Annotated in this window: 10 protein-coding genes; all 10 read right to left on the reverse strand. The window is 61.6% G+C overall.

What is annotated here, in order from left to right:
* Positions 1-101: 101 nt before the first annotated feature.
* Complete coding sequence (locus tag EST62_RS05730; RefSeq protein ID WP_245153489.1) at positions 102-3,749, reverse strand: DUF4157 domain-containing protein; 3,648 nt, start codon at positions 3,747-3,749, stop codon at positions 102-104.
* A gap of 15 nt (positions 3,750-3,764) precedes the next feature.
* Positions 3,765-5,603 (reverse strand): contractile injection system tape measure protein, encoded by a 1,839-nt coding sequence (locus EST62_RS05735; protein WP_129051153.1) that lies wholly within the window; start codon positions 5,601-5,603, stop codon positions 3,765-3,767.
* A 183-nt stretch (positions 5,604-5,786) separates the two neighbouring features.
* Positions 5,787-8,543, reverse strand: coding sequence for a hypothetical protein (locus EST62_RS05740; RefSeq protein WP_129051154.1), 2,757 nt, complete (start codon positions 8,541-8,543; stop codon positions 5,787-5,789).
* Positions 8,544-8,585: 42 nt separating this feature from the next.
* The gene (locus EST62_RS05745; protein ID WP_129051155.1) at positions 8,586-11,948 is read right to left on the reverse strand and encodes a hypothetical protein; all 3,363 of its coding nucleotides are present in this window, start codon (positions 11,946-11,948) and stop codon (positions 8,586-8,588) included.
* A 36-nt stretch (positions 11,949-11,984) separates the two neighbouring features.
* On the reverse strand, positions 11,985-15,701 hold the full coding sequence (locus EST62_RS05750; protein ID WP_167599203.1) for a baseplate J/gp47 family protein: 3,717 nt from the start codon (positions 15,699-15,701) through the stop codon (positions 11,985-11,987).
* A 27-nt stretch (positions 15,702-15,728) separates the two neighbouring features.
* Entirely contained in the window at positions 15,729-16,169 is a 441-nt protein-coding gene (locus tag EST62_RS05755) for a GPW/gp25 family protein (RefSeq protein WP_129051157.1), read from the reverse strand.
* Positions 16,170-16,288: 119 nt separating this feature from the next.
* A complete protein-coding gene (locus EST62_RS05760; RefSeq protein ID WP_129051158.1) occupies positions 16,289-16,558 on the reverse strand; it encodes a PAAR domain-containing protein in 270 nt (89 codons plus the stop codon).
* 15 nt (positions 16,559-16,573) lie between these two features.
* A complete protein-coding gene (gene vgrG / locus EST62_RS05765; protein ID WP_129051159.1) occupies positions 16,574-18,340 on the reverse strand; it encodes a type VI secretion system tip protein VgrG in 1,767 nt (588 codons plus the stop codon).
* Positions 18,337-19,047 carry a LysM peptidoglycan-binding domain-containing protein gene (locus EST62_RS05770; protein ID WP_129051160.1) on the reverse strand — a complete coding sequence of 237 codons (711 nt, stop codon included), beginning with the start codon at positions 19,045-19,047 and terminating at the stop codon, positions 18,337-18,339. Before EST62_RS05770 ends, vgrG begins: the two co-directional genes overlap by 4 nt.
* On the reverse strand, positions 19,047-19,241 hold the full coding sequence (locus EST62_RS05775; protein WP_129051161.1) for a DUF5908 family protein: 195 nt from the start codon (positions 19,239-19,241) through the stop codon (positions 19,047-19,049). The genes EST62_RS05770 and EST62_RS05775 overlap by 1 nt, the downstream gene beginning before the upstream one ends.
* Positions 19,242-19,243 lie beyond the last annotated feature (2 nt).

The raw sequence follows: 19,243 nt of genomic DNA on the forward strand, positions 1-19,243 counted from the left end.
TAAAGCAAATATTTCGACAGCTCTTTGCTGCGCTTTGCCAAAGAGACCGGATTGTAAGAGTCCGGCAACAGTTTTCAAACATACTGTTTTTTTCGAGCAGGTCAGTTTTTCGGGCGTGTTGCACGGAGAAATCTTGTCAATGCCTGCGCCAGTTGGTTGGCGGCGTTTCTCGCTTTTGCCGTGTCAAGGTTTTCTCCGTCCAAGGTTTGCTTGCACCAGTTATCGAATGCCGTGCCCAGTTGGCGAAGCGCATTGCCTTCAGCTCCTTGTATGATCGGTTCTTCACTATTGATCGCTTGCCGGAGACGACCGAAAATTTCAGCCGCCGCTCCCTGACGCACCGCTCTGGCGTCTTTGCTTCCACCTTTTCCGCCAAAGAAATCGGCATCGGCGGTTTCCGCTGAACCCCAGGTAGCCATGCCCGCCATCGGTTGCGAGCTTGAGCCTTGATATCGTCCCGCCGAGGTGATGTCATGCTCGGTTGCCAGACCCGAAGAGAGCAGTGATCTGCCTACCCGGTTTGCAGCCAGTTGTCCGGGCGACCGGGCGGGTTCAATTTGATCTCTCAGGCCTCGTGTTTCGGCGGAGAAGCGCCCTTCGCGCGCTTCAGCCTCAATGGACCCAGGGAATGGCGGATAGTATGATGGGCCGGAATGGCGTCCGGGCGAGGTGACATACAGGTTCTGCATCCCGGAAAACTCGCGAGCCTGATTATCCTTTACGGTTATTCTTGAATCATATCCCTGAACGTTGCCCGTTGTGAGTACCTGATGCTCTCGTCCGCGAGGCGGGGTCACGACATTTGCAAGCGGCAACCGATTGCGGCGAGCCTCGCGAATGAGGATGGCCATCTCGTCCTGCGTCAGCGGTTCCGGCAGCGCCTGGCCTGCCCGCATCGCGCGGCGTGCTGTCGAGAGTCTGCGGCGGGTCGCGGCCTCTCCCATCACCTCTTTGAGGTAGCGCTGTTCGGCCTTGACGAGGATCGGTTCAAGCGCCTGGCCAAGCCTTTTTTGCTCGGCAGTGTACATGTTCGCCGACGGGTTGATGGTCGCCACGATCTGATTGCCCTGAAGGTTGAGCGACGTGAGCCGGTACTGCCGTTTCCATGCTTGCAGCTTCAGGCGTAGGCGTATGCTTGAGGGGCCTTTTTTGATATAATCCGCCACTTTTGGCCGTAGCTCCCGTACCGCCCGGTCAAGGTCTCGCTGCTTCTGTTCAGGGCTTCGTGTATCTCTTCCACGGATTGCACCCGTAACCGCGCCCACCATCTTCTTCAACATCTTGCCGAGCCAGGCGACGATTTTGTCCAACCCTTTGTCGATGGGTTTGCGGACTTTCTGGACGATGCCGACGAGCTTTTTCGGGATGCCGCCGAGGCCGACGAATTTGGCGAGGAACGAGATGACCACCGTGAGCGTGTTGGCCAGCGTCTGCTCTACTTTGGTGGCCGCGGCGTTGACCTGCCCCGATGCGATGGCGGCAATCGAATCGACGAACGAAGCCACGACTGCCGCGATCTGCCTCGCTTTTTCGATGAAGAAGCTGATCGTGTTGTAGATCGCGATGATCGCCTGCACCACCGCGCCAGCCGGGTTTATCATGCTCACCAGCTTCATCACCGCTGCTTTGACAATCTCGACCGAAACCATCTGCGTGACCTGCGCGACGAGCTGGCCCTTGAGCTCGTTCAATTCGCCCTTGATCTGTTGCCACGCCGCCGCCGGGCCCTCCTTGACGAGCGTCACCAGAACGCCCGCCGTTTTTTCAAGCCCAGCGAGCACCGGTTCGGGAATGATCTTCACCAGCTTCGTGCGGATGTTCTGCCAGGTCAGCCCCAGCACCGAAAGCACCAGCTTGACGATCTCCATCAGGCTGAACGACTTCGGAATGTAAACTCCGGCATCGGCCAGCGGCCCGACCAGCCACTTGATGAGCGCGGTTTTGAGGTGCTTGACGATGTTGCCCGCGAAGCGCTGGAAGCCGAGTTTGGCGGCCCGCACCAGATTGCCCACGAACCCGATCGGGTTTTTCAGGATGGTGACGAACGCGCCCTTCGCCTTTTTGAGATAGGGCAGAACGCCGGGCGCGACCACCGAAAAGAGGATTTCCAGCAGGCTGATGACCTGGCCGAGCGCCCAGCTTCCGAACTCGGCGGCGATGCCGAGGAAGGCGCCGCCGATCTTGCGGAATGCGCCGACCACCGTCACGAGATCCATGATCGTCAGCGACGAAAGCGTCTGGATGATCTTTTGCGGAATCGACCGCGCAAAGCCGAGCAGGCCCGCGAGCGTGCCCTGGAACCACGCCCACGCGCGGGCGACGGCGTTTCCCTTCTTGATGTTCTCCCAAATCTCCTCCTGGCCGATCAGCTTCATGAAGCCGCCGATGAGCGTGTCGGGCGTTCGCGGCACCGCCTCGCCGGTGATCGGGTCCTGCCCGAGCAGCGCTTTGAGCAGGTCGTAACCCCGCGTGCCCTCCGCCAGCGCGGCCAGCGGCCTCAGGATCGCCTCCCGGATGAAGCCGAGAATCTGGCTCACCAGGCTTGTGGCGAACGAGATCAGTCGGCGGATCGGGGCCGTGAAGATCGCCTTGGCGCGATCCCAGACGCCGCCGAGGTCGAAGATGTCGCGCCAGCTCAGGGAGTCGATGAAGCGCCTCAGGCCGCTGACAATGTCGCTGCCGATGTCTCCGAGCGTGGCGAACTGCTGCTCGGCCCATGCGCCGACGCGGTTGAAAATACCGTGATTGTCGAGAGCCTGCGAAATCATGTGGCCGCCCGGCACCATTTCGACCATCGCGCGCAGAATGTTCGCGGCGCTACGGTTGACGCTGCGCTGGTTGATCGGGTTGAAGCCGATGATGACCGTCAGCATCGTGAAGCCGGGGATGTTGGCCGCCTTGTCGGCAAAGTAGTCGAGCGCGTCCTGCACGCCGAGGCGCTGCACCGGCGGTGGCGTCGCGGTGGTCGAAACCTGCGGCGAGCGCTGCACGGCGTGGCCCTGCTGGATGGTGTGGGTCAGTTCATGCGCCAGCAACTGCTTGCCGCCGCTCGTGCCGGGCTGGTACTGGTCGCGCGAGAAAAAGATGTGGTTCTTGTGGGTGAAGGCGCGCGCGCTGAGCTGGTTGTTCAGGCTGGCCGCCTCCGGGTCGTTGTGGATGCGCACCGTGCTGAAGTCGGCATTGAAGCGCGGCTCCATAAACCCGCGCACCTCGCTGGACATCGGCTGCCCGCCGGTCATCTTTCCGGAGATCGCCGACTGCACGCTCGACGAAGCCGCGCCCACGCCACCGGCCTCCTTGCGCTGAAGTTTGTCGTCAGCTTTCTGAAGTTTGTCATCGTCTTGCTTCTGGAGCTTGTCGTCGGCATCCGGAGCTTTTTGAAGCTTTTCGTCGTCGGCTTTCTGAATTTCTTTTTCTGGCGCAGCAGCTTTCTGGACTATCTCTTTTTCCTCTTTCTGGAGCTTGTCGTCAGAGCTTTTCTGGAGTTTGTCGTTGTCCTGTTTCTGAAGCTTGTCGTCACCTGGTGGAGCGGGGGCCGGGGTGGGGGAGGCCATTCGCATCACCTTTCCGGCCATGTGGTCGGCCTCTTTTTCGAACGGATCGCCGGGCTTGCTGACCTCCATTTTCATCTGAACGGCGGGCGCGAAGAAGGTGCTTTTTCCTGCCGGGCTGAAAAACGGCCTGGTGGCGGAGGCGTGAGTACTCTTGCTCGCGCTGCTCACGGATGATTTGACGGCACTGCTTTTCATATCCGCTCGTTTAAGTCAGAAACGCCACTCGACGCGGAGCATTCGGGGCATCCAGGGCAGCCGGATCATCGAGAAGCCCCACGGGAGGCGATCCAGCAGGATGTCGAAGCTGTTCGATTCGACCTGCAACAGCCAGCCGCCGTCGTGCCAGCGGGTCAGCTTGCCGTCGCGCTTGAGGAAGCTCTCGCGCAAGGCGTCGATGCCGGTGTTCTTCAGCGCCTCCCAGTGGCCGATGACCGCCGAGAGCAGCGCTGCCGACTCTTCCCGCTCCTGGTCGGAGAGAGGAGCGGCCTCTCCGACCAGGCTTGTTGGCGGGAGGCCGCAAAGGATTTTGGGCAGCACGAGATCGTATTCCGGCGCATTTTCCAGTCCGGTCGCCAGGTAATGCAGCAGCCGGAGCGCCTCGCCGGGCCGGAGCAGCTCCGATTCTCCGGCGAGCAGCAGCGCCCGGAAAAACTGCGGCAGGAACGGATGCAGCAGCACCAGCCCGGCGTTTTCGACGTACAGGCCGCGCCGCTGGTCGGGATGCTCGCCGGAGGCTTCCGGAGTTTTCGGGGCGGGCATCTGCCGTGCTCCGAATTTCCGATGCTTCTCAGCTGTCGAGTCGCTGTCGGAATCAGTGGGGGACGAAGCCTGCGAAGCGGTCGTGGATCGTTCCGTAGATTTTTCGGGCGCTGACTGTTCGTTCGTTTGCTCGCACGCCATATCGTCGGCCTCTCGATCAAACGCACTTGTATCGCGGGAGCCGGGTGAAGCGTCAGGTTTTCCCGGTGATTCCGTAATGGCGCCGGATGAGGCGTCCGGCGGCGTCGGCGGTGATCCGGCCGATCTGCCCGAACCTCGATGTCCGGCTGGTACGCTCTCCTGGTCCGTCGCGTCGGTCTCGGCAGTTCGTCTCTCCAGCCGGCTTGCCGCCGTGGCTGACGGCGTCGATTGCTCGCCGTCTCGCTTTGCTGGCGGCGCGGAGTCGCGCGACTGGCGGACTGCGTCCTTTGCACTCTCCGGGACCTGCGGTACTTGCTTTGTTCGGGCGCGGGTTTCCGCTGCGGTTTCGTTGCCCGGCAATTGAATGCGCGCGCTTTCCGTAAGCTCCGGCAGGCTCTTGGCGGCGGCGAGCAGCGTATCGCGCAACTCCGCCGGTTCGATGCTTTGTCGCGGGGCTGAGTGAGCGAGAGTCTGGTCGAGCAGCTTGCGTTCGATTCGTGTCACCAGCTCCTCCGGCAGGGCGGAGCGGCGGAGTTCGTCGAGGATATTTTCGATGACCGGCATCGCGTCCGGCGACAACTTTTCGATCAGCGTTGTCGTCACCTGCCGCGAGAACTGCGCGAGGAGGCGTTGCCGCGCCGTCGGGGATGCAAGCGCCTCGGCGGCGCGGCAACGCAGATCGGGGCGCTTCCATGCTTCGAGCAGTTGCGTCTCGAACTGCTCATGCGACGGCGGCCTGAAGGTTGCGGGCAGGGTTGCGTGGCGGAGGAAGAAGAGCAGCGCCTCGACGGCGGCTTCATCCTTCGACATCCGTGTTCCATCGGATTGATCGGCGCTTCCGGCGGTCAGCTCCGCGTCCGGCGTGGCGATTCCGGCGAGCGCCTTGTCGAGCGTTTCGGCGATCATTGCGGGCAGGCGCTCTTCGAGCTGGTCGAGCTGCACGGCTCCCGCATCGACTTCGAGCCGGTCGATCCGCAGAACGCTTGCGGAGTCGGCATACCGGTCGAGAATCCGCTCAATCTTCGGAACGATGCCGAGCTGGTTCAGCGCCGAAACGGAGGCGTGAAGGTTCATCGCGCCGCGTTCGGAACCGTTGAAGCGGAGGTCGAAAAACTGTTTGCCGATGGTATGTCGCTGACCGGTTGTCATAAAAAAAGTTGCATCGTATCGCCGTAAATCATTACATTAATCCACTGGATTTGCTTCCGCCGACAGGCGGGGGTTTTCGGGAAATGGCATTATTAAATGCTGAGCCTGTACCGCCAAACGCAAGTGTGCATCGTGGGTTTATCCCTGTTGTGTTTGGCGGTCTTCCCTTTTTCTGTTCCAGCCTCACAGTTCAAGTCCTTTCTGAGCATCTTTTTTCCCTTTGTAGATCGTTATCGGGTAGCCGCAAATTACCGGTATCATATCGGGCGTGATGGCGTATTTGCTGTCGATCAGCAGGTCGATGCCACTGAAGCTGCTTCTGCCGGTCACCTTCTGGTTGAGCGTGCGGAAGGTCTTCAATTGCGATGCCGAGCCGAAACTCGCGATATTTTCCGATTCGATTCTCGACAGCCAGCTTCCATTGCCCCAACTGCCCACGAGCACGATTTTAGCATCGGGATCGATACTCCGGATTGCCGATGCGAGACCGCTCAGCAGGCTCGCGTAAATCGGCAGTTTCCTGGCTGATTTGTAACGGCGCGCGCGTTTCAGCGCCATTTTTTCCCACTTGACGATATCCTGTATTGTCGGTCGCGTGACCGTGCTTTGCAAAGAGGCCGGTTTGAAGGTTTTCTGGATCCAGCGATAGACTTTTTCGTCGTAATCTTCGGCGATCATTCGGCAGCCGCTTTCCGTCTTTGCTCCGTCGATCTGCTCCCAGTTATCGTTCTGGAAGCGGAACATTCCGGCCTCGGTGTAGGCGTAGCGTATCCGGTTGCCCTGCACCCCTTCGAGTTCGATACGGAACCGCTGTCCCCGGACGCTGCGGATCAGCACGTTGCCGGTTCCGGCAGTGTGGTCGAAGACCGCGCCGAGCGGGAAGGTCTGGTTGAGTTTCGCCACGATGGCGGCGTGACCGTACTTTTTCAGGTCGCTCAGCGGGATGGAAACATCGATGAAGCTGCTGCTTCCGAGCAGGTTGCGGCCCTGAATTTCATATTTGCGGATTCTCAGGACATAGTTCGTGGCCAGGCGGCTCGCTTCCGCTTCACGAGCCGCCGGAGCTTTGCCGATGGCCTGTTTGCGGTAGTCCCGCATCGTGATGTTGTTGAGGTGCCGGACGCTGTCGATCCAGGCGTACTGGCACTCGCCGACGGAAATATCGGCGGGCTTGAGCGTTTCGGCGACGCGGTAGGGGAGGGCGAAATCGGCGACAATCTCGCTGGCGCCGATTCTTGAGAGCACCGGATTGTACGGGCTGCCGGAGGTCGAACCCGCTTTGTTGCACACCATCACGAAGGTACCGCCCGGCATGACGCCGGAGGTGTGTTCGATGCCGGGATGCTTTTTGAGGAACTCCGTCAGGTAGCCCTGCAACTCGTCGTCGTCGAGGTCGTCGGGTGGCGTTTCGGTTTTCAGCACCAGCACGTCGAAGGGCAGACGGTGCGTGGCGATTTTCTTCTGCAACGCTTCGAGCACCTTGTCGGCGTCGAGGCCGGTGTGCCCTTCGATCCGGAAAAAGCCGCACTGGTCGAGTGACCAGTTGATCGAATCATCACCGTCGATCCGGGAGCCGCAGTTCAGATCGCTTCGGCCAGCGGCGGTTTTCGCGAAGTCCCAGGTTTCGGGCAGGGCTGTTTTCGGATCGTTTGGATCGTAATAGCAGGGGATCGCCCGCAGCGATAGCGGGGCATCAGCCGCGCGGCTGGGCGTAACCCGGATATTTTCAGCCAGACTTTTCGAGTTGTTGTACGTCGGCAAGTCGAAGCTGGCGACCATCGCCCGGAGCCGGTTGTAGAGCGACTGCACTTCCGCTCGTTTCGTCTTGAGTTCACCGAGCGCCGGTGAGGGTCGGAAGGAGTGGCGAAAGGCGAGGATACCGGCTTCGGCGGAGGGCGTGTCGCCGGAAGACGGTTCCAGCTCGCCGAGTTCGAGGTGGCGTGGATAGAGCTGCGATGGCGGATTGCAGAGCGCGGTCAGCTCGAACGCTTTGGCGCGGAACTCGTCATAGGCGTCGATGAGGTCGTTCAGGAAGTCGTAATGGTACTGGAACGCGGCGGCTCTGTTTCTTGCCGGATTCAGAAAGCCCGATTCGATATTTTTCAGCTCCGTCGCAAAGTCAAATTCCGGTTTGTCGAGCAGCGGGGCGTAGGCGGTTCTCGTCGCGTCGAGGGCTTCGCCGATGCGCTTGAAAAGCGATTTCTCTGAGCCTTCGAGCGGATCGATCAGGATTTTCTCGTAAGCCGCGATGATCGACTCCGCATTGGTCAGCGCCGAGGCCGGGATGTCGAAGCGTGGCATTCTTAGATCCGGCAGGTCGAGCCGGGTGGCGAGGTTCGGGAAAAAGTCGCCTTTGGCATCCGCCTTGTTGATCTCGTCGGCGACCTCTTCATGCAGCGCGTCGAGATAGGCGGTGGGCACGAGCAGTTTGCGCACGCTGACCGTCACCTTTTTGCCCTTGTCGTCGCATGAGCCGGGCGTACAGGTTTTCAGGCTGGTTTCGAGCAGCTCGACGTAGAGCACGACCGCCATCTCTTGGGCTTTGGCGGCGTTGATCTCTATGCCTTCGTCATAATGTTCGTGGCTGCTGTCGAGCAGTTCGAGCAGCTTTCCGGCTCCGTCCACATCGTCGAGGAGCAGCGGCTTGTAGCCGTCCCCGACCTCCAGCGTGCGGTAGCGGTCGGCTTTGAACCCTTCGTCGCCGATGATGACCGGGTAGCCCTCCGAGGTGACGCCGTAGCCTTTAGAGATCGAAATTCTCGCCTTTCCGCCGCTTTTGGTCACGGAGACCTCCATGCCGCAGACGATGCCGATGCCGTGCAGCGTGGCCCGCGTGAGGCGCTCCTGTTCGTCGAGCCGGGTGGCGAGGGTGTTGAGGTGGTCGGCGCTCAGCACCTGGTTGACCTCGAAGTACGGATAGATGTTGTTGTCGGGAATCATGACAAGCTGTTGTTTAAGCGATTGATATCCTTGTTGCGCCAGTTACCCGCCGAGTATCGTGCTGTCGAGCCGTACCGGGTTGACGTCGTTGCCGTCAACGCAGTCGTGCAGCGTCGCGGGCGGGTAGATGCTGGTCAGTCTGGCGTGCATCGTGACGACCTCCAGAAGCAGGAGGCTTTCGTGTACGCGCGGGGCGTAGAGTTCGATGAAAAGCACTTTCAGCTCCGCCCGCTCCGCCGCCGACAGGGATGAGCTGTCGAAAGGCTCGTAGTCGAGCGCCTCTTCGAAAATCTCCGCGACAACGCTTTTCGGGTCATTCACGGCGTCGCCTGCGGCGGCCAGCTCGCGCATTGCTCGGTCGAACAAATCGCCGAACTGTTCGATCGCCTGCCGGGCGGTTTGCGCCGGGTCGAGCCTTGAGCCGATCATGCCGCGCATCGTCTCCTGCACCCGCGAAACGAATCCGGCAGGCTTCCACTCCCTCCGCTGCCTCTCCGGAAGCGCGGCGAGCCATGCGTCCCAGGCATCCTTGAAGCGCTTGTAAATATACCAGCGGTCATCCTCGACGACCTCCGCGAAGTGCTCCGACATCATATCGTAGATGGTCGAGCCGATAACGTCGTAGTTGCTGACGCCGCCGTAGATGTTCGACAACGGATCGAGTTCGGCGACGAAGAGTTCGCGGAGCGCCGCCGGGCGGTCGCTGTCTTCGGTTGTCCGGTACTGCTCCGACTTCATCCATGCGCTGAACGATTCGAGGGCGGCATTGTGAATCAGGTCGGCTCCGTTCAAGGCGTTTTTTTGGGGTGGGCGCGCGTTTCTTGCGTTCCGGCCCTCTTCGCGCAGGTAGTCGGTTAGTGGAACGGTCAGCTTTTCGCGGTAGGTCGAGTCGTAATCGTGATTGTCCACCCAGCAGATTTTGCCGAGGATGTGGGCTGGCAGCTCCTGCCGGATGGTGCGTTCGACCGAGCGGCGCAGCTCGATATTTTTGTCGAACGGCGCGAGCCAGCCGGGCATCACCACGGTGAGCTGGAAGGAGTAGGGATCGGCCTCGCCACACGCGCCGCACGGCAGTTTGCCGAGGCACACCTCCATCAGGGCGTCACCGGGGAAGCGCGGCCTGAAGAGCAGATGCTCCACGATGATGATTTTTTGCGCCGTTTCGGGCGCGAGACCGGCCAGCAGCGCAATCCTGCGTTTCAGCACGGCCTCGTTGTCTGGCCTCAGCGCCGTGGCCGCCGTGTTCAGCCCTTTGGCGCGGTTCCGGCTCAGTTCGGGAAGCGCGGTGAGGAAAGCGAGCTTGTCGGCAATCAGCGTCTCGGCCGGTTTGTTCTTGCCGTCGTAGTCGGTGACTTGCAGGGCGTAGTCGCTGAAGCGTTCGCCGAACCGGGCCATCAGGTGGTCGAGGAAGCGCCCGCGCCGCTCCTGCATGGTGGTGGCGGTTTCAGCCATTTCGAGCAGCGCTGCTTCGTCGAGCTCCTCTTTCAGAATGTCCGTGACCCCGCCAATGAGTTCTTCGTTTTTCAGGCTCTGGACGAACATGGTTTGCTGCACTGCCGGGTCGAGCGAAAAGAGGTGGCGCGCGCCCGCCAGTTGCGAGAAGGCGTTGGCGAGCAGTTGCTCGAAAACCATCAGGTAGCCCTTGAGCTGTTTGACTTGCGCCCGCCGCTCCGCCGTGGCCGGTTCGCGCACGCCGTCCGGGCCTGCGCCGTAGCACTCCGGCAACGAGTACTGCACCGGAACGTAGCGCTCCGGATCGCGGTAGCGCCCAGTCGGCACCGGCAGGTCGAGCGAACCGGAGTTTTGCGCTTTGAGCCGCTCCGTCTGGCCCCGGAGTTGTGCGAGCGTGTCGCTCACCTCCGCGAAGTCGGCGACGAACGGCAGGTCGTTTTTGAAAAAGAGGAAGGCCGAGTTATCGACCGAAAGCAGCGGCAGGCAGTTCTCGCTGATTTCGAGCGTCCATTCGGCGCTGATTCTCTTTTCGTCAACGCCCCGCCCGATGTCGGCCACGCCGCCGACCGGGTTGCCGGCGGTGTCGTACCGGGTCAGCCGGAGGCTCCTGACCGCCACGATTCCCTCGATCTCCACAATTTCGTTGATGATGTCGGAGGTGCGGAGCGTCTTGCGGAGTCGCGCCTTTTCGAGTTCCCCCTGTTTGAGGAAGCCGTGCGTCAGCATCGGGCCTTCAAAAATATCCTCGACCGCCATCTTCTCTTTCAGCAGCTCGTCGAGCGAGTGGAAGGGGAGCGGCGGATTGAAGTAGTTTTCGATGGCAAAAAGCATCGTAGCGAACACCTGCTCGATGTCGGCCTCCGGTTCGAGGAGGATGTCCGCGCAGATCGCCACCTCTTCGGTTCGCACCGGCTCGATGCAGCAGAACTCTTCGCACAGGTTCCGGTGCGCCCGGAGCAGTGCGGCGGCCTCGGCGGTGATGCGCTGCACGGCGGCGGATTTCAGCAAAAACGGCTCGGCCACGACCTTCGCCAGCTCGGCGCTGTCGAAATCCGAAAAAGTCCAGGCGTCGCCGTAACCCTTCAGCTCCGACGTGGAGCCGTAGAGCCTGACCGGCACAGCCGGGAGATCGAGCGTTATAACCTCCGCCGCCTCGTCCGCATCCTTGGAATCTTTGTCGAACACTATTTCGATATCGGCCAGATAGCTCTGCTTCCGTTCGCCCTCGGCGATGTTTGTCAGTTCGACGCTGGTCAGGGCGTGCAGCAGCTTGCCGCTGCTATCGACGTACTTCGACACCTCGCCCAGTCTGGCGGTTGACCATTCGGGCATCCGGAACTCCACCGTGACCTCCAGCGCCTCTTTGCCCGATATTTTGTCCGATATTTTGATCGCGAAGGCGTGGCGGATTTTTCGGTCGTTCAGATCGCCGAGTTCCGGATCGTTCTCGAATTGCAGGAACACATCGCGGATGCCCTGCGGCGAGACGGCGTCCAGCTCGAAGGTCTGCGCGCCCGACGGCATGAAGCTCAGGTAGTCATGCTTGCAGTCGGCGTACCAAGCGCTTTCGCACGCTCCTTTCCGGGTCGCGATCCACGCCTTGCTGATTCCTTCGTGATCGATGAGCAGGCGACGGAAATCGTCCGCCGTGAGCGGATTGACCGTCAGAATCTCTCTGGCCGTGAAGAAGGGCTGGATGGCGTAATCCGAGCCGTCGCCCGGCGGATTTTGCAACAGGTCGGTGATATCCCACCCGATCCGGTAGCCGAGGTCGGTGATGGCGTAACAGAGCGCTTCGAGCATGGTGACGCCCGGATCGTGACTGTTGTAGTCCGTCCACCACCGGTGGCTCATCTCTTCGATGAGTTCGATGCCCTTGCGGCGCAGGGCGGTGAACTCCTGATCCGGCTCGCGCCGAGGCTCTTTCTGTATGGTTCCGGTCGTTACAGCCATGTCGGAAATTCTTTTTTCGTCACGGTTTATCGTTGGTTATCCTTCGGAGTCTCCGGAGATCGGCGTGATCGTGTGCCCCGAAGCCTCCGCCGATACGAGGATCGAAAGCGGCAGGGAGGCCGAGGCTTCGTCAAGGTCACTGCTCGTCTTGCCGTTGCCGTCGGTGTGGAACATCCTGAACCCCGTGACGTAGTCAACATAGGCGCGCTCCTCGACGAAATCGATCAGCGAGGATTTGTGGATGCTGCCGCCGAACGCGATGTCCATCCCCTCCTCAAAGGCCCAGGGTGAGAGGAACTTCACCAGCTCCTGCTGCAACTGCCCGATGGAAAAAGCCTCATCGACGCCTTGCCGGAAGCGGACGCTGAATTCGGTGCTGACCGTCTCGAACACCGGATTTTCGACGTGCAGGACGACCATCTCCGAAGCGTGCTTTTCAAGCCGGGCTTTAATCAGGTCGAGCTCGCCGAGGCTGGTGCAGGGGCGCAGCGGATCGATGGCGTTGTTGTTGCGCAGGTTCGGCACCGCCACGATGGTGACATGTCCGGGCGCGAGTTCGCGGTAAATGCCGACGCCGGTTTCGCCAGGTTCGTAGCGGGTGTGGTTCAGGCACTTGACCTTGTAGATCTGCGGGAAGGCTTCGAGCACCAGCCGTTCGTAATCCCACATCGTGATGGCGCGGTTCCGGTGGCGCAGCCGCTCGCTGACTCTGGTGCGGAAGGCGGTTTCATCCTCGGCCTTCCGCCCGCCGAAGCTGGCGTAGGGCTGGGTGATCTTTTTGATCGACGCATCGGGCGTGACCGTTTTTTTGACGGTCTGTGCCGCGAGCTGACCGGCGGACTCTCCGGCGGAGTCGCCGCCGGTGACGCGCGTCGCTCTGGCGGCTTGCGTTGCGACGCCGATGATTTTGCAGACCGCCTCCGGCGTCTGTTTGACCGTCGCCCGCAGCCAGTGCAGCTCTTCAGCGCCGGGAAGCGAGTCGCCACTCGTGGCCGACGAGGGCACGGCGAAGCGGATGATGCCGGAACGGGTGAGTTGGGCCGTGTCGTCCGACAGCTCGGAGGTCTCGAAATCGACCCATTCGTTCGAGCCGAGCCAGCTCCAGGCGACATGCTTTTCCGGCTTCGAGACCGTCGGCGAGGCGCTGCCCTCGGCGAGCTGGAAGAGCACCGAGAGGTTCCGGCCCGGCGTGAAGCCGTGGATGCCGATGTAGAGTTCGCCCTCGTTGCTGAACGGGTAGAAGAGGGGCGATTTTTTGCCCGGCTTCATCGCTTTGCAGCCGAACGGCGCGAGCTGGTAGAGGGCCGCATCCGAAAGCCGCGTGGAGGCGGTGTAGCTCAGCGTCAGCGATTCGATCACCGGCGTGTAGGGTTCGACCGGCAGGCACTTCGAGAAGGTTTCGACAAACTGCTGGGTGAAGTTCTTCGGATTTTTCGGCTCTTTCCGTCCATCTTTCCAGACATAGAGGTCATGGCGCTCCTTCTTCCAGAGGGTCATGCAGTCATCGACCAGCTCGTCGTCATTTGCCGCGACGCGCATCATATACCGGCTCAAGGTGAGCGGGTAGAGCTTGTGGCCGAAATCGCCGTCGAGCGTCAGTTTCATGAAGCCGCTGCGGCTGTCGAGCGTGTAGCGTGTCGTATCGAAGTGCGTATCCGTCAACGCCTGCGCGGGCAGGGTGGTTTTCGATTCCGGAAACGCAACCTCGGCATACTTCCAACTGAAAAGCTTCTGGTTTTCGAGGTCGTTTTTCTCCGGCCACGAACCCTGTTTGAGGAAGGCGAAATCGGCCTTTGGATAAAATTCGTTGACCCAGTCAAAGTCGATGTCGCCTCTCCAGAAGGGAAGGCCTTTCCAGACGATGCGCAACTGGAAGCGGGCGCCCTTTTTCTGGAACAGCTCGTCGGAGCCGACCAGCAGCCAGTCGCCGCTTTCGGGCGTCGCGCCGAATGGCTGGAATGGCTTGTCGGTCTTGAGGCCGCCGAACTTGTTCGAGACCGCGAGGCTTTTCAGGCCGTTGCCGTCCGGCTGGTTGCCGCTGCCGTAGCCGACGCTGATGTCGAGCTTCGATCTGGCGGCGTCGAGCCGCAGCTCCTGAAGCGTCGAAAGCGACAGGCTTTTGGCCGACCCCTGCTTGAGCACCGCCTTGAGCATCGGCAGCGTCGCCGGAAGCGCGTTGCCCGGCTCGGCCTCCGTCATCGGTTCGACCGCGGGTTGCGCTCCGTCGAAGGTGAGCGGAATTCTGACCTTTTTCGAGAGCGTCGCCGACGCCGACACCTTGGCCGTGTCGAGCGTGGCCTGCACCCACTTCTTTCCGGTCGAGAGGTAAAAGTCGAAGCTGTTGCAGAACGCGGATTGCAAAACCTCGCCTCCGCTGAACTCAAGGGTGAGCGTGATTTCGCGGTTCCCCTCCCGGAGCAGCAGGTAGTTCGAGGCGATGGCGAAGCCGACTTCGGCGAGGCTGGTCACGCCGGTGTCGTTCAGGAACGGATGCCACTGGCCGTCGGTCGCGGTGATTTCGCCGCCGATGCCGTCGCCGGAGTTAATCTCCGGCCAGGCGTAGAGGCGGGGTTTGTCGTCGCTCAGCGAGTGGCGCACGGCCCGCATCGCCTCGATGGTGGCCCGGTTGGCGACCAGCTCCTCGTCGAGCGCGTACTCGACGGTCTGACCCGCTTCGTCCTTGCCCTTGAAGAGGGTTCCGGCTTCGAGTCGGGCGCTCTCCCTGTTTTTGACCAGCTCGAAGAGCAGATGAACCCGGTCAGGCTCGGAGGCGTTCGGCGCGAGTTTGAGCACCTGTTTGTAGTAAAAATCGAGATGGCGTCCGGTCAGCGTGTTCAGGTGGCGGCGCGACAGCTCCATCAGCTCCACGAAGGCGAGATAGAGCGCGTAGTGCGGCTGGTGGTCGTCGCGCCCGGTGAGCAGCTCCGGCAGGGCGGCTTTGGCGTCGGCAACGATGCGGGCGTAGGCTTTCAGGAAAAGATCGAGCTGCGAGGTGAAGAGGTTGTGCCTCGCCAGCCGACTCCAGGCGTCGAGGCCGGTCAGCGTGGCGTAGAGCGATTCGTTCGCCTCGATGGCGTCGAAGTACGTTCTCCAGTCCGTAGCCGCGCCGATGATCCACTCTTTCGAGAGACCCGCCGAGCAGATCGCCTCGAACGGCTCCGGAGCCGCTTCGAAAATGACAAGCTCGCTGTCCGGCGTCGTCTTTGCGACGATCTCGCTACCCGCCTCCGTCTCGTTTTCGATGAAGCCGAGAGCGACGCCAGCCTTGAAGGCGGCGACGAGTTTTCCGAAGGCCGGGGCGAGGCGGCTCACGATCAGGTTCTGCAAGGTCGCCTTGAGCTTGACGGCGGGATCGAGGTCGTCCTTGAGCTGGTCGAGCTGTCGCGCGAGCGTGCCGATGTCGCTGAAAAGCCAGCCGAGCGCGATTTTCTGTTCCACGTCCGACGCAAAGCCGCCATCGTTCTTCAGAATGTCGAGCAGCTCCTTGACGCGCTTGCGGTACAGATCGACCTTTTCGATGGCCACGCAGGCGACCCGGACGGCGGGGTCGTCGCTGAAAAAGCGCGTCCAGTCGTCGATCTCGGCGTTGTTCAGGTCGTAGTAGCGCACCGAGGCTGCGTAGTTCCGGGCAAAGGCGATGAGCGATTCCGGCGTCCGCCCGTCGATGGGCGCGCTCGACGGATCGAGCGCGGCGGGGAAGCGCTGCTTCCGGCTCGTGCCGTCACGCCTGAGCCTGTTCGGATCCGTTTGCATCGTGCACTTTTTGCCGTCGGCCATGCTTCAGTTCTCCCCCAAAGGATTGACGGTTATTGCCATGTCGATGTCGGTGCCCTCCTGGATGTAGAACGGATAAACCATGTTGAAACGCGAATTTGTGGTCTTGACCGTGTAATCGATGCTGATGAGCAGAATGCCTTCGTTCTCGTCGCTTTTTTCAATCGAGACCTTTTCGAGCCGGATGCGCGGTTCGTGGTAGAGAATGGCCGATTCGATTTTGTCGGCGACGAGGGTTTTGATGCGCGTGTCGAGGCTTTCGTAGATCAGCTCGTCGAGGTTGCAGCCGTACCACGGCATCATGACCCGCTCGCCCTGCGTCGTGCCGAGCAGCACCGCAAGGCTCGACGCGATGTCCGCCTCGTCTTCGAGCATCCGCGCGCCCGGCAGGTTCCGGTCGAACACCGGCGGAAAAGCCCAGCCACGTCCAAGAAAAGGGTACTGCATGTTAGGAAAGAGTTATAGGTCCTATAGGTCTTATAAGTCCTATAGGACCTATAAGACCTATTCGCGAATTTCCGGGCTGGGCAGGCGCAAGGCCTGCCCCTACATTTTCGTTCAAAGCGCTACCCTCCAATGATTACGGTTGGTGCGCCGGGGGGCATGATTGCGCCTCCTCCGGCGGTTGGGTCGCCTGCTCTGGCGGCGGGCATTCCGCCGATCATCACGGTGGTCGAACCCATTGCGATGGCGTCCGGGCCGCAGGTGTCGCCCTGCCGCGCCGCCGGCATTCCGCCGATGAGCACGGTGGGCGCTCCGGGTGGGATGATGGGCACCGGAGCGCCCTGGGTTGCCGTGCTGACGATCATGTCGCCGACTCGTGCTGCGAATGCCATTTCGTTTTTCCCTTGTCAGTTTATTTGAACCATGCCGCCGCTGATCTTCGCCGTGGCGCTGCCCTTGAGTTCCGCGCTCGCGCCGGAGAGTTCCGCCGTGGCGGAGCCTTCGGCCTTGAAACCGCTCTGCGCCGCCAGTTCAATGTTCACCCCCTCGGCTTTGAGGTCGCCGGTCGCCTTCAGCACGATGTCGCTCGCGCTCTCGATGGTGATGCCCTTGTCGTCGAGGGTGATCTTGTTGCCATTCATATCCTCGACGATGATGCCGTTGCTGTCGTCCGACAGCGAAAGCTTGTTGCCGCCGGGCGTTTCGAGGTGGATGATCTTCTTGTCGTCGTCGAAGGTGAGCAGCATCTTTTCGCGGCTCACGTAGCCCTTGCGGTGGTTGTCGTCCGAGGCCGCTTCCGGCGCGGTTTTGGCGGCGCTGTGGCACATGCCGAGCACCACCGGATGGCGCGGGTCGTCGGCGATGAAGCCCACCACCACCTCGTCGCCGATCTCCGGACGGAAAAAGGTGCCGCGCCCGTCGCCCGCGTCGAGCGTGGCGAGCCGCGCCCAGACCCCCTCGTCCGAATCGCTGATGAGCGGCAGCCGCAGCTTGATGCGCTCCATGCCCGCCGGGTCGCCCTCCAGCACCGTTACCACGCCCATCTGCAAGCCGCCGACGCCGGGCAACAGGCCCGATGCGGGCAGCGGGCGGAGGTTGTAGCGCTCCGGGAAAAGCTCCGGATCGAGGCCGAACTGCACGTCGGTCTCCCAGTTTCCGCCGCTCACCGACTGCCGCACCCCGGAGACGTAGAGCTTGCCCTCGAAGCGCGCGCCGATGCCCGTCACCTCGATCACCTGGCCGGGCAGAATCGAGGCCATCCCCTGAAACCGTACCCGTCCGCGCACCTTCGAGAGCCGCTCTTTCAGGAGCCGTCCGTCGGCCCACGCCTGCAATTCGGGCTGGCTCAGGTTGCCGCCGTGGCGGATCACCGCCGCGTCACCGCCGAGCACTTCGGCGAGGTCGTCCGCCGAGAGGTTGCCGTTGCCGGTGGTCGAGGGTTCGCTCGCCTCAGACTTCACCAGCTCCTGATCCGCCGGGTTCCACGACGAAGCGGTGATGCCGGTCTCCTGCACGCGGGCGTCGAGTTCCGCGTCGAGCTCCAGCACGGTCGCGCCGAAGCGCACCGTCACCGCCGGGTCGGCGGTGGGGTCGGGCGGGGCGACCGTCACCGTGCCGTCCGATGCCGCCACCACCATGCCGTTCGCCTCGGCGCGGCAGAGCATGAAGTCCCAGTCGGTCGATTCGTACTGCACCACCGAACCCGGCTCCGGAGTGGTCGCCGTTACGTCACTCGTTAACCCGTATTCGCCGATGATCTCCTCCATGACGTCGCTGTCTTTCATGTCGGCGAAGTAGCGGCTTTTGAGTCCCCTCGTCATTTTGACCGCGTTGCCCCGGCACTCGATGGCGAGGAAGCTGCCGTTCTTGCGGATTTTGACGCTCTGCTTGACGATCAGCCCTTTGAACACCTTGTCGTTCGTCGAGCGGTAGCCGAGCTGAATCTCGATCTCTTTGCCCGGTATGAACAGCTCCTCGTCGCTTGCCGCGAAGGTTCCGGTCGAAGCCTGTCCGTCGAGCAGATGCAGCTCGGCGGTGGGAATCCGGTTCAGTTCGTGCGACACCGAGAGCGCCACGAGCTGGAACCTGCCGGGAATTTCCGCGCCATCAATCAGCACCGCGGAGGTGCAGACATCCGGAGTCGCCGGCGTCGGTATGGTGTTTTCGGGACTCACGATGACTTTGCTGTTTTGTCGATGGGCGGAAACCTGATCTCCGCTCCTGGCGCCAGCGAGCGGAAGTCGTCCAGCCCGTTGGCCGCGGCTACGTCGAGATAGTACTTCGAGTCGCCGTAAATCCGGAAGCACATGAGCGGCAGGGTGTCACCGGCTCTGACCTTGCGGATGTGGGTCAGGTCGGCGGACTGCCTGTCCTCCGAGGCGGCGCGTTTCTCCTCTTCGATGCTGCTCTTGAAGGTCACTTTGGCCGAGGCGCGCAGGGGCGTGCCGTCCGGCTTGAAGAGCTTGTAGGTGATTTCGAGCTCCGTCACCCGCCCTTTGAAAATCGAGTTCTCGCCCCATACCAGCTTGAAGTGGCGCGGCTCGTGTGCATCGCCCTTGTAATCGATCAGCACCGAGCGGAACTTCTTGATATCTTCGGTGATCGAGTCGCGCGGAATGCCGTCGATGATGCCGGTGTTGTCGAACAGAAAATCGAAGCTCATCTCGCCCGGCTCGGAGTATTCGTACTTGAGCTGCTGGCCGCTCGTACCCTGCCCCTGACCCGATTTCGAGAACTTCAGCTTGTAGCTCTGCGTGTAGCTCTCCGGGTTGATGAGCGCCTCGACGTAGTCGTCGGCCTCCTTTTTGCCGCCGCTTTCGGCCTTCTTCGAATCGGAAAAGGCCAGGATCAGCATCTTTTCGAGTTTTCCGCTCTCAGCCATCAGCGTTCACGTTTGTTTTGCATAATCCGGAGCACCTGTTCGACGCACTCGGCCACGATCGCTTCGCGATCCGCGCCGCCGCCTGCGCCGCCGCCGCTTCGCTCCGCGCCGTTCCGGCTGGCCTGTGCGTCTTCGTCCTGCGGCGCTTCGTTGACCGTCACCTTGATATGCAGCTCCCTGATCTCTACCGGCATGG

Source organism: Chlorobaculum sp. 24CR (genome assembly GCF_004118635.1).
Classification (GTDB): Bacteria; Bacteroidota; Chlorobiia; order Chlorobiales; family Chlorobiaceae; genus Chlorobaculum.

What these genes read in the sequence shown, in the direction of transcription:
- EST62_RS05740 (WP_129051154.1), bottom strand. Translation starts at nt 8,543, where the DNA reads ATGATTCCCGACAACAACATCTATCCGTACTTCGAGGTCAACCAGGTG.
- EST62_RS05745 (WP_129051155.1), bottom strand. Translation starts at nt 11,948, where the DNA reads ATGGCTGTAACGACCGGAACCATACAGAAAGAGCCTCGGCGCGAGCCG.
- EST62_RS05760 (WP_129051158.1), bottom strand. Translation starts at nt 16,558, where the DNA reads ATGGCATTCGCAGCACGAGTCGGCGACATGATCGTCAGCACGGCAACC.
- EST62_RS05770 (WP_129051160.1), bottom strand. Translation starts at nt 19,047, where the DNA reads ATGGCTGAGAGCGGAAAACTCGAAAAGATGCTGATCCTGGCCTTTTCC.
- EST62_RS05750 (WP_167599203.1), bottom strand. Translation starts at nt 15,701, where the DNA reads ATGCAAACGGATCCGAACAGGCTCAGGCGTGACGGCACGAGCCGGAAG.
- EST62_RS05735 (WP_129051153.1), bottom strand. Translation starts at nt 5,603, where the DNA reads ATGACAACCGGTCAGCGACATACCATCGGCAAACAGTTTTTCGACCTC.
- EST62_RS05755 (WP_129051157.1), bottom strand. Translation starts at nt 16,169, where the DNA reads ATGCAGTACCCTTTTCTTGGACGTGGCTGGGCTTTTCCGCCGGTGTTC.
- EST62_RS05730 (WP_245153489.1), bottom strand. Translation starts at nt 3,749, where the DNA reads ATGAAAAGCAGTGCCGTCAAATCATCCGTGAGCAGCGCGAGCAAGAGT.
- EST62_RS05775 (WP_129051161.1), bottom strand. Translation starts at nt 19,241, where the DNA reads ATGCCGGTAGAGATCAGGGAGCTGCATATCAAGGTGACGGTCAACGAA.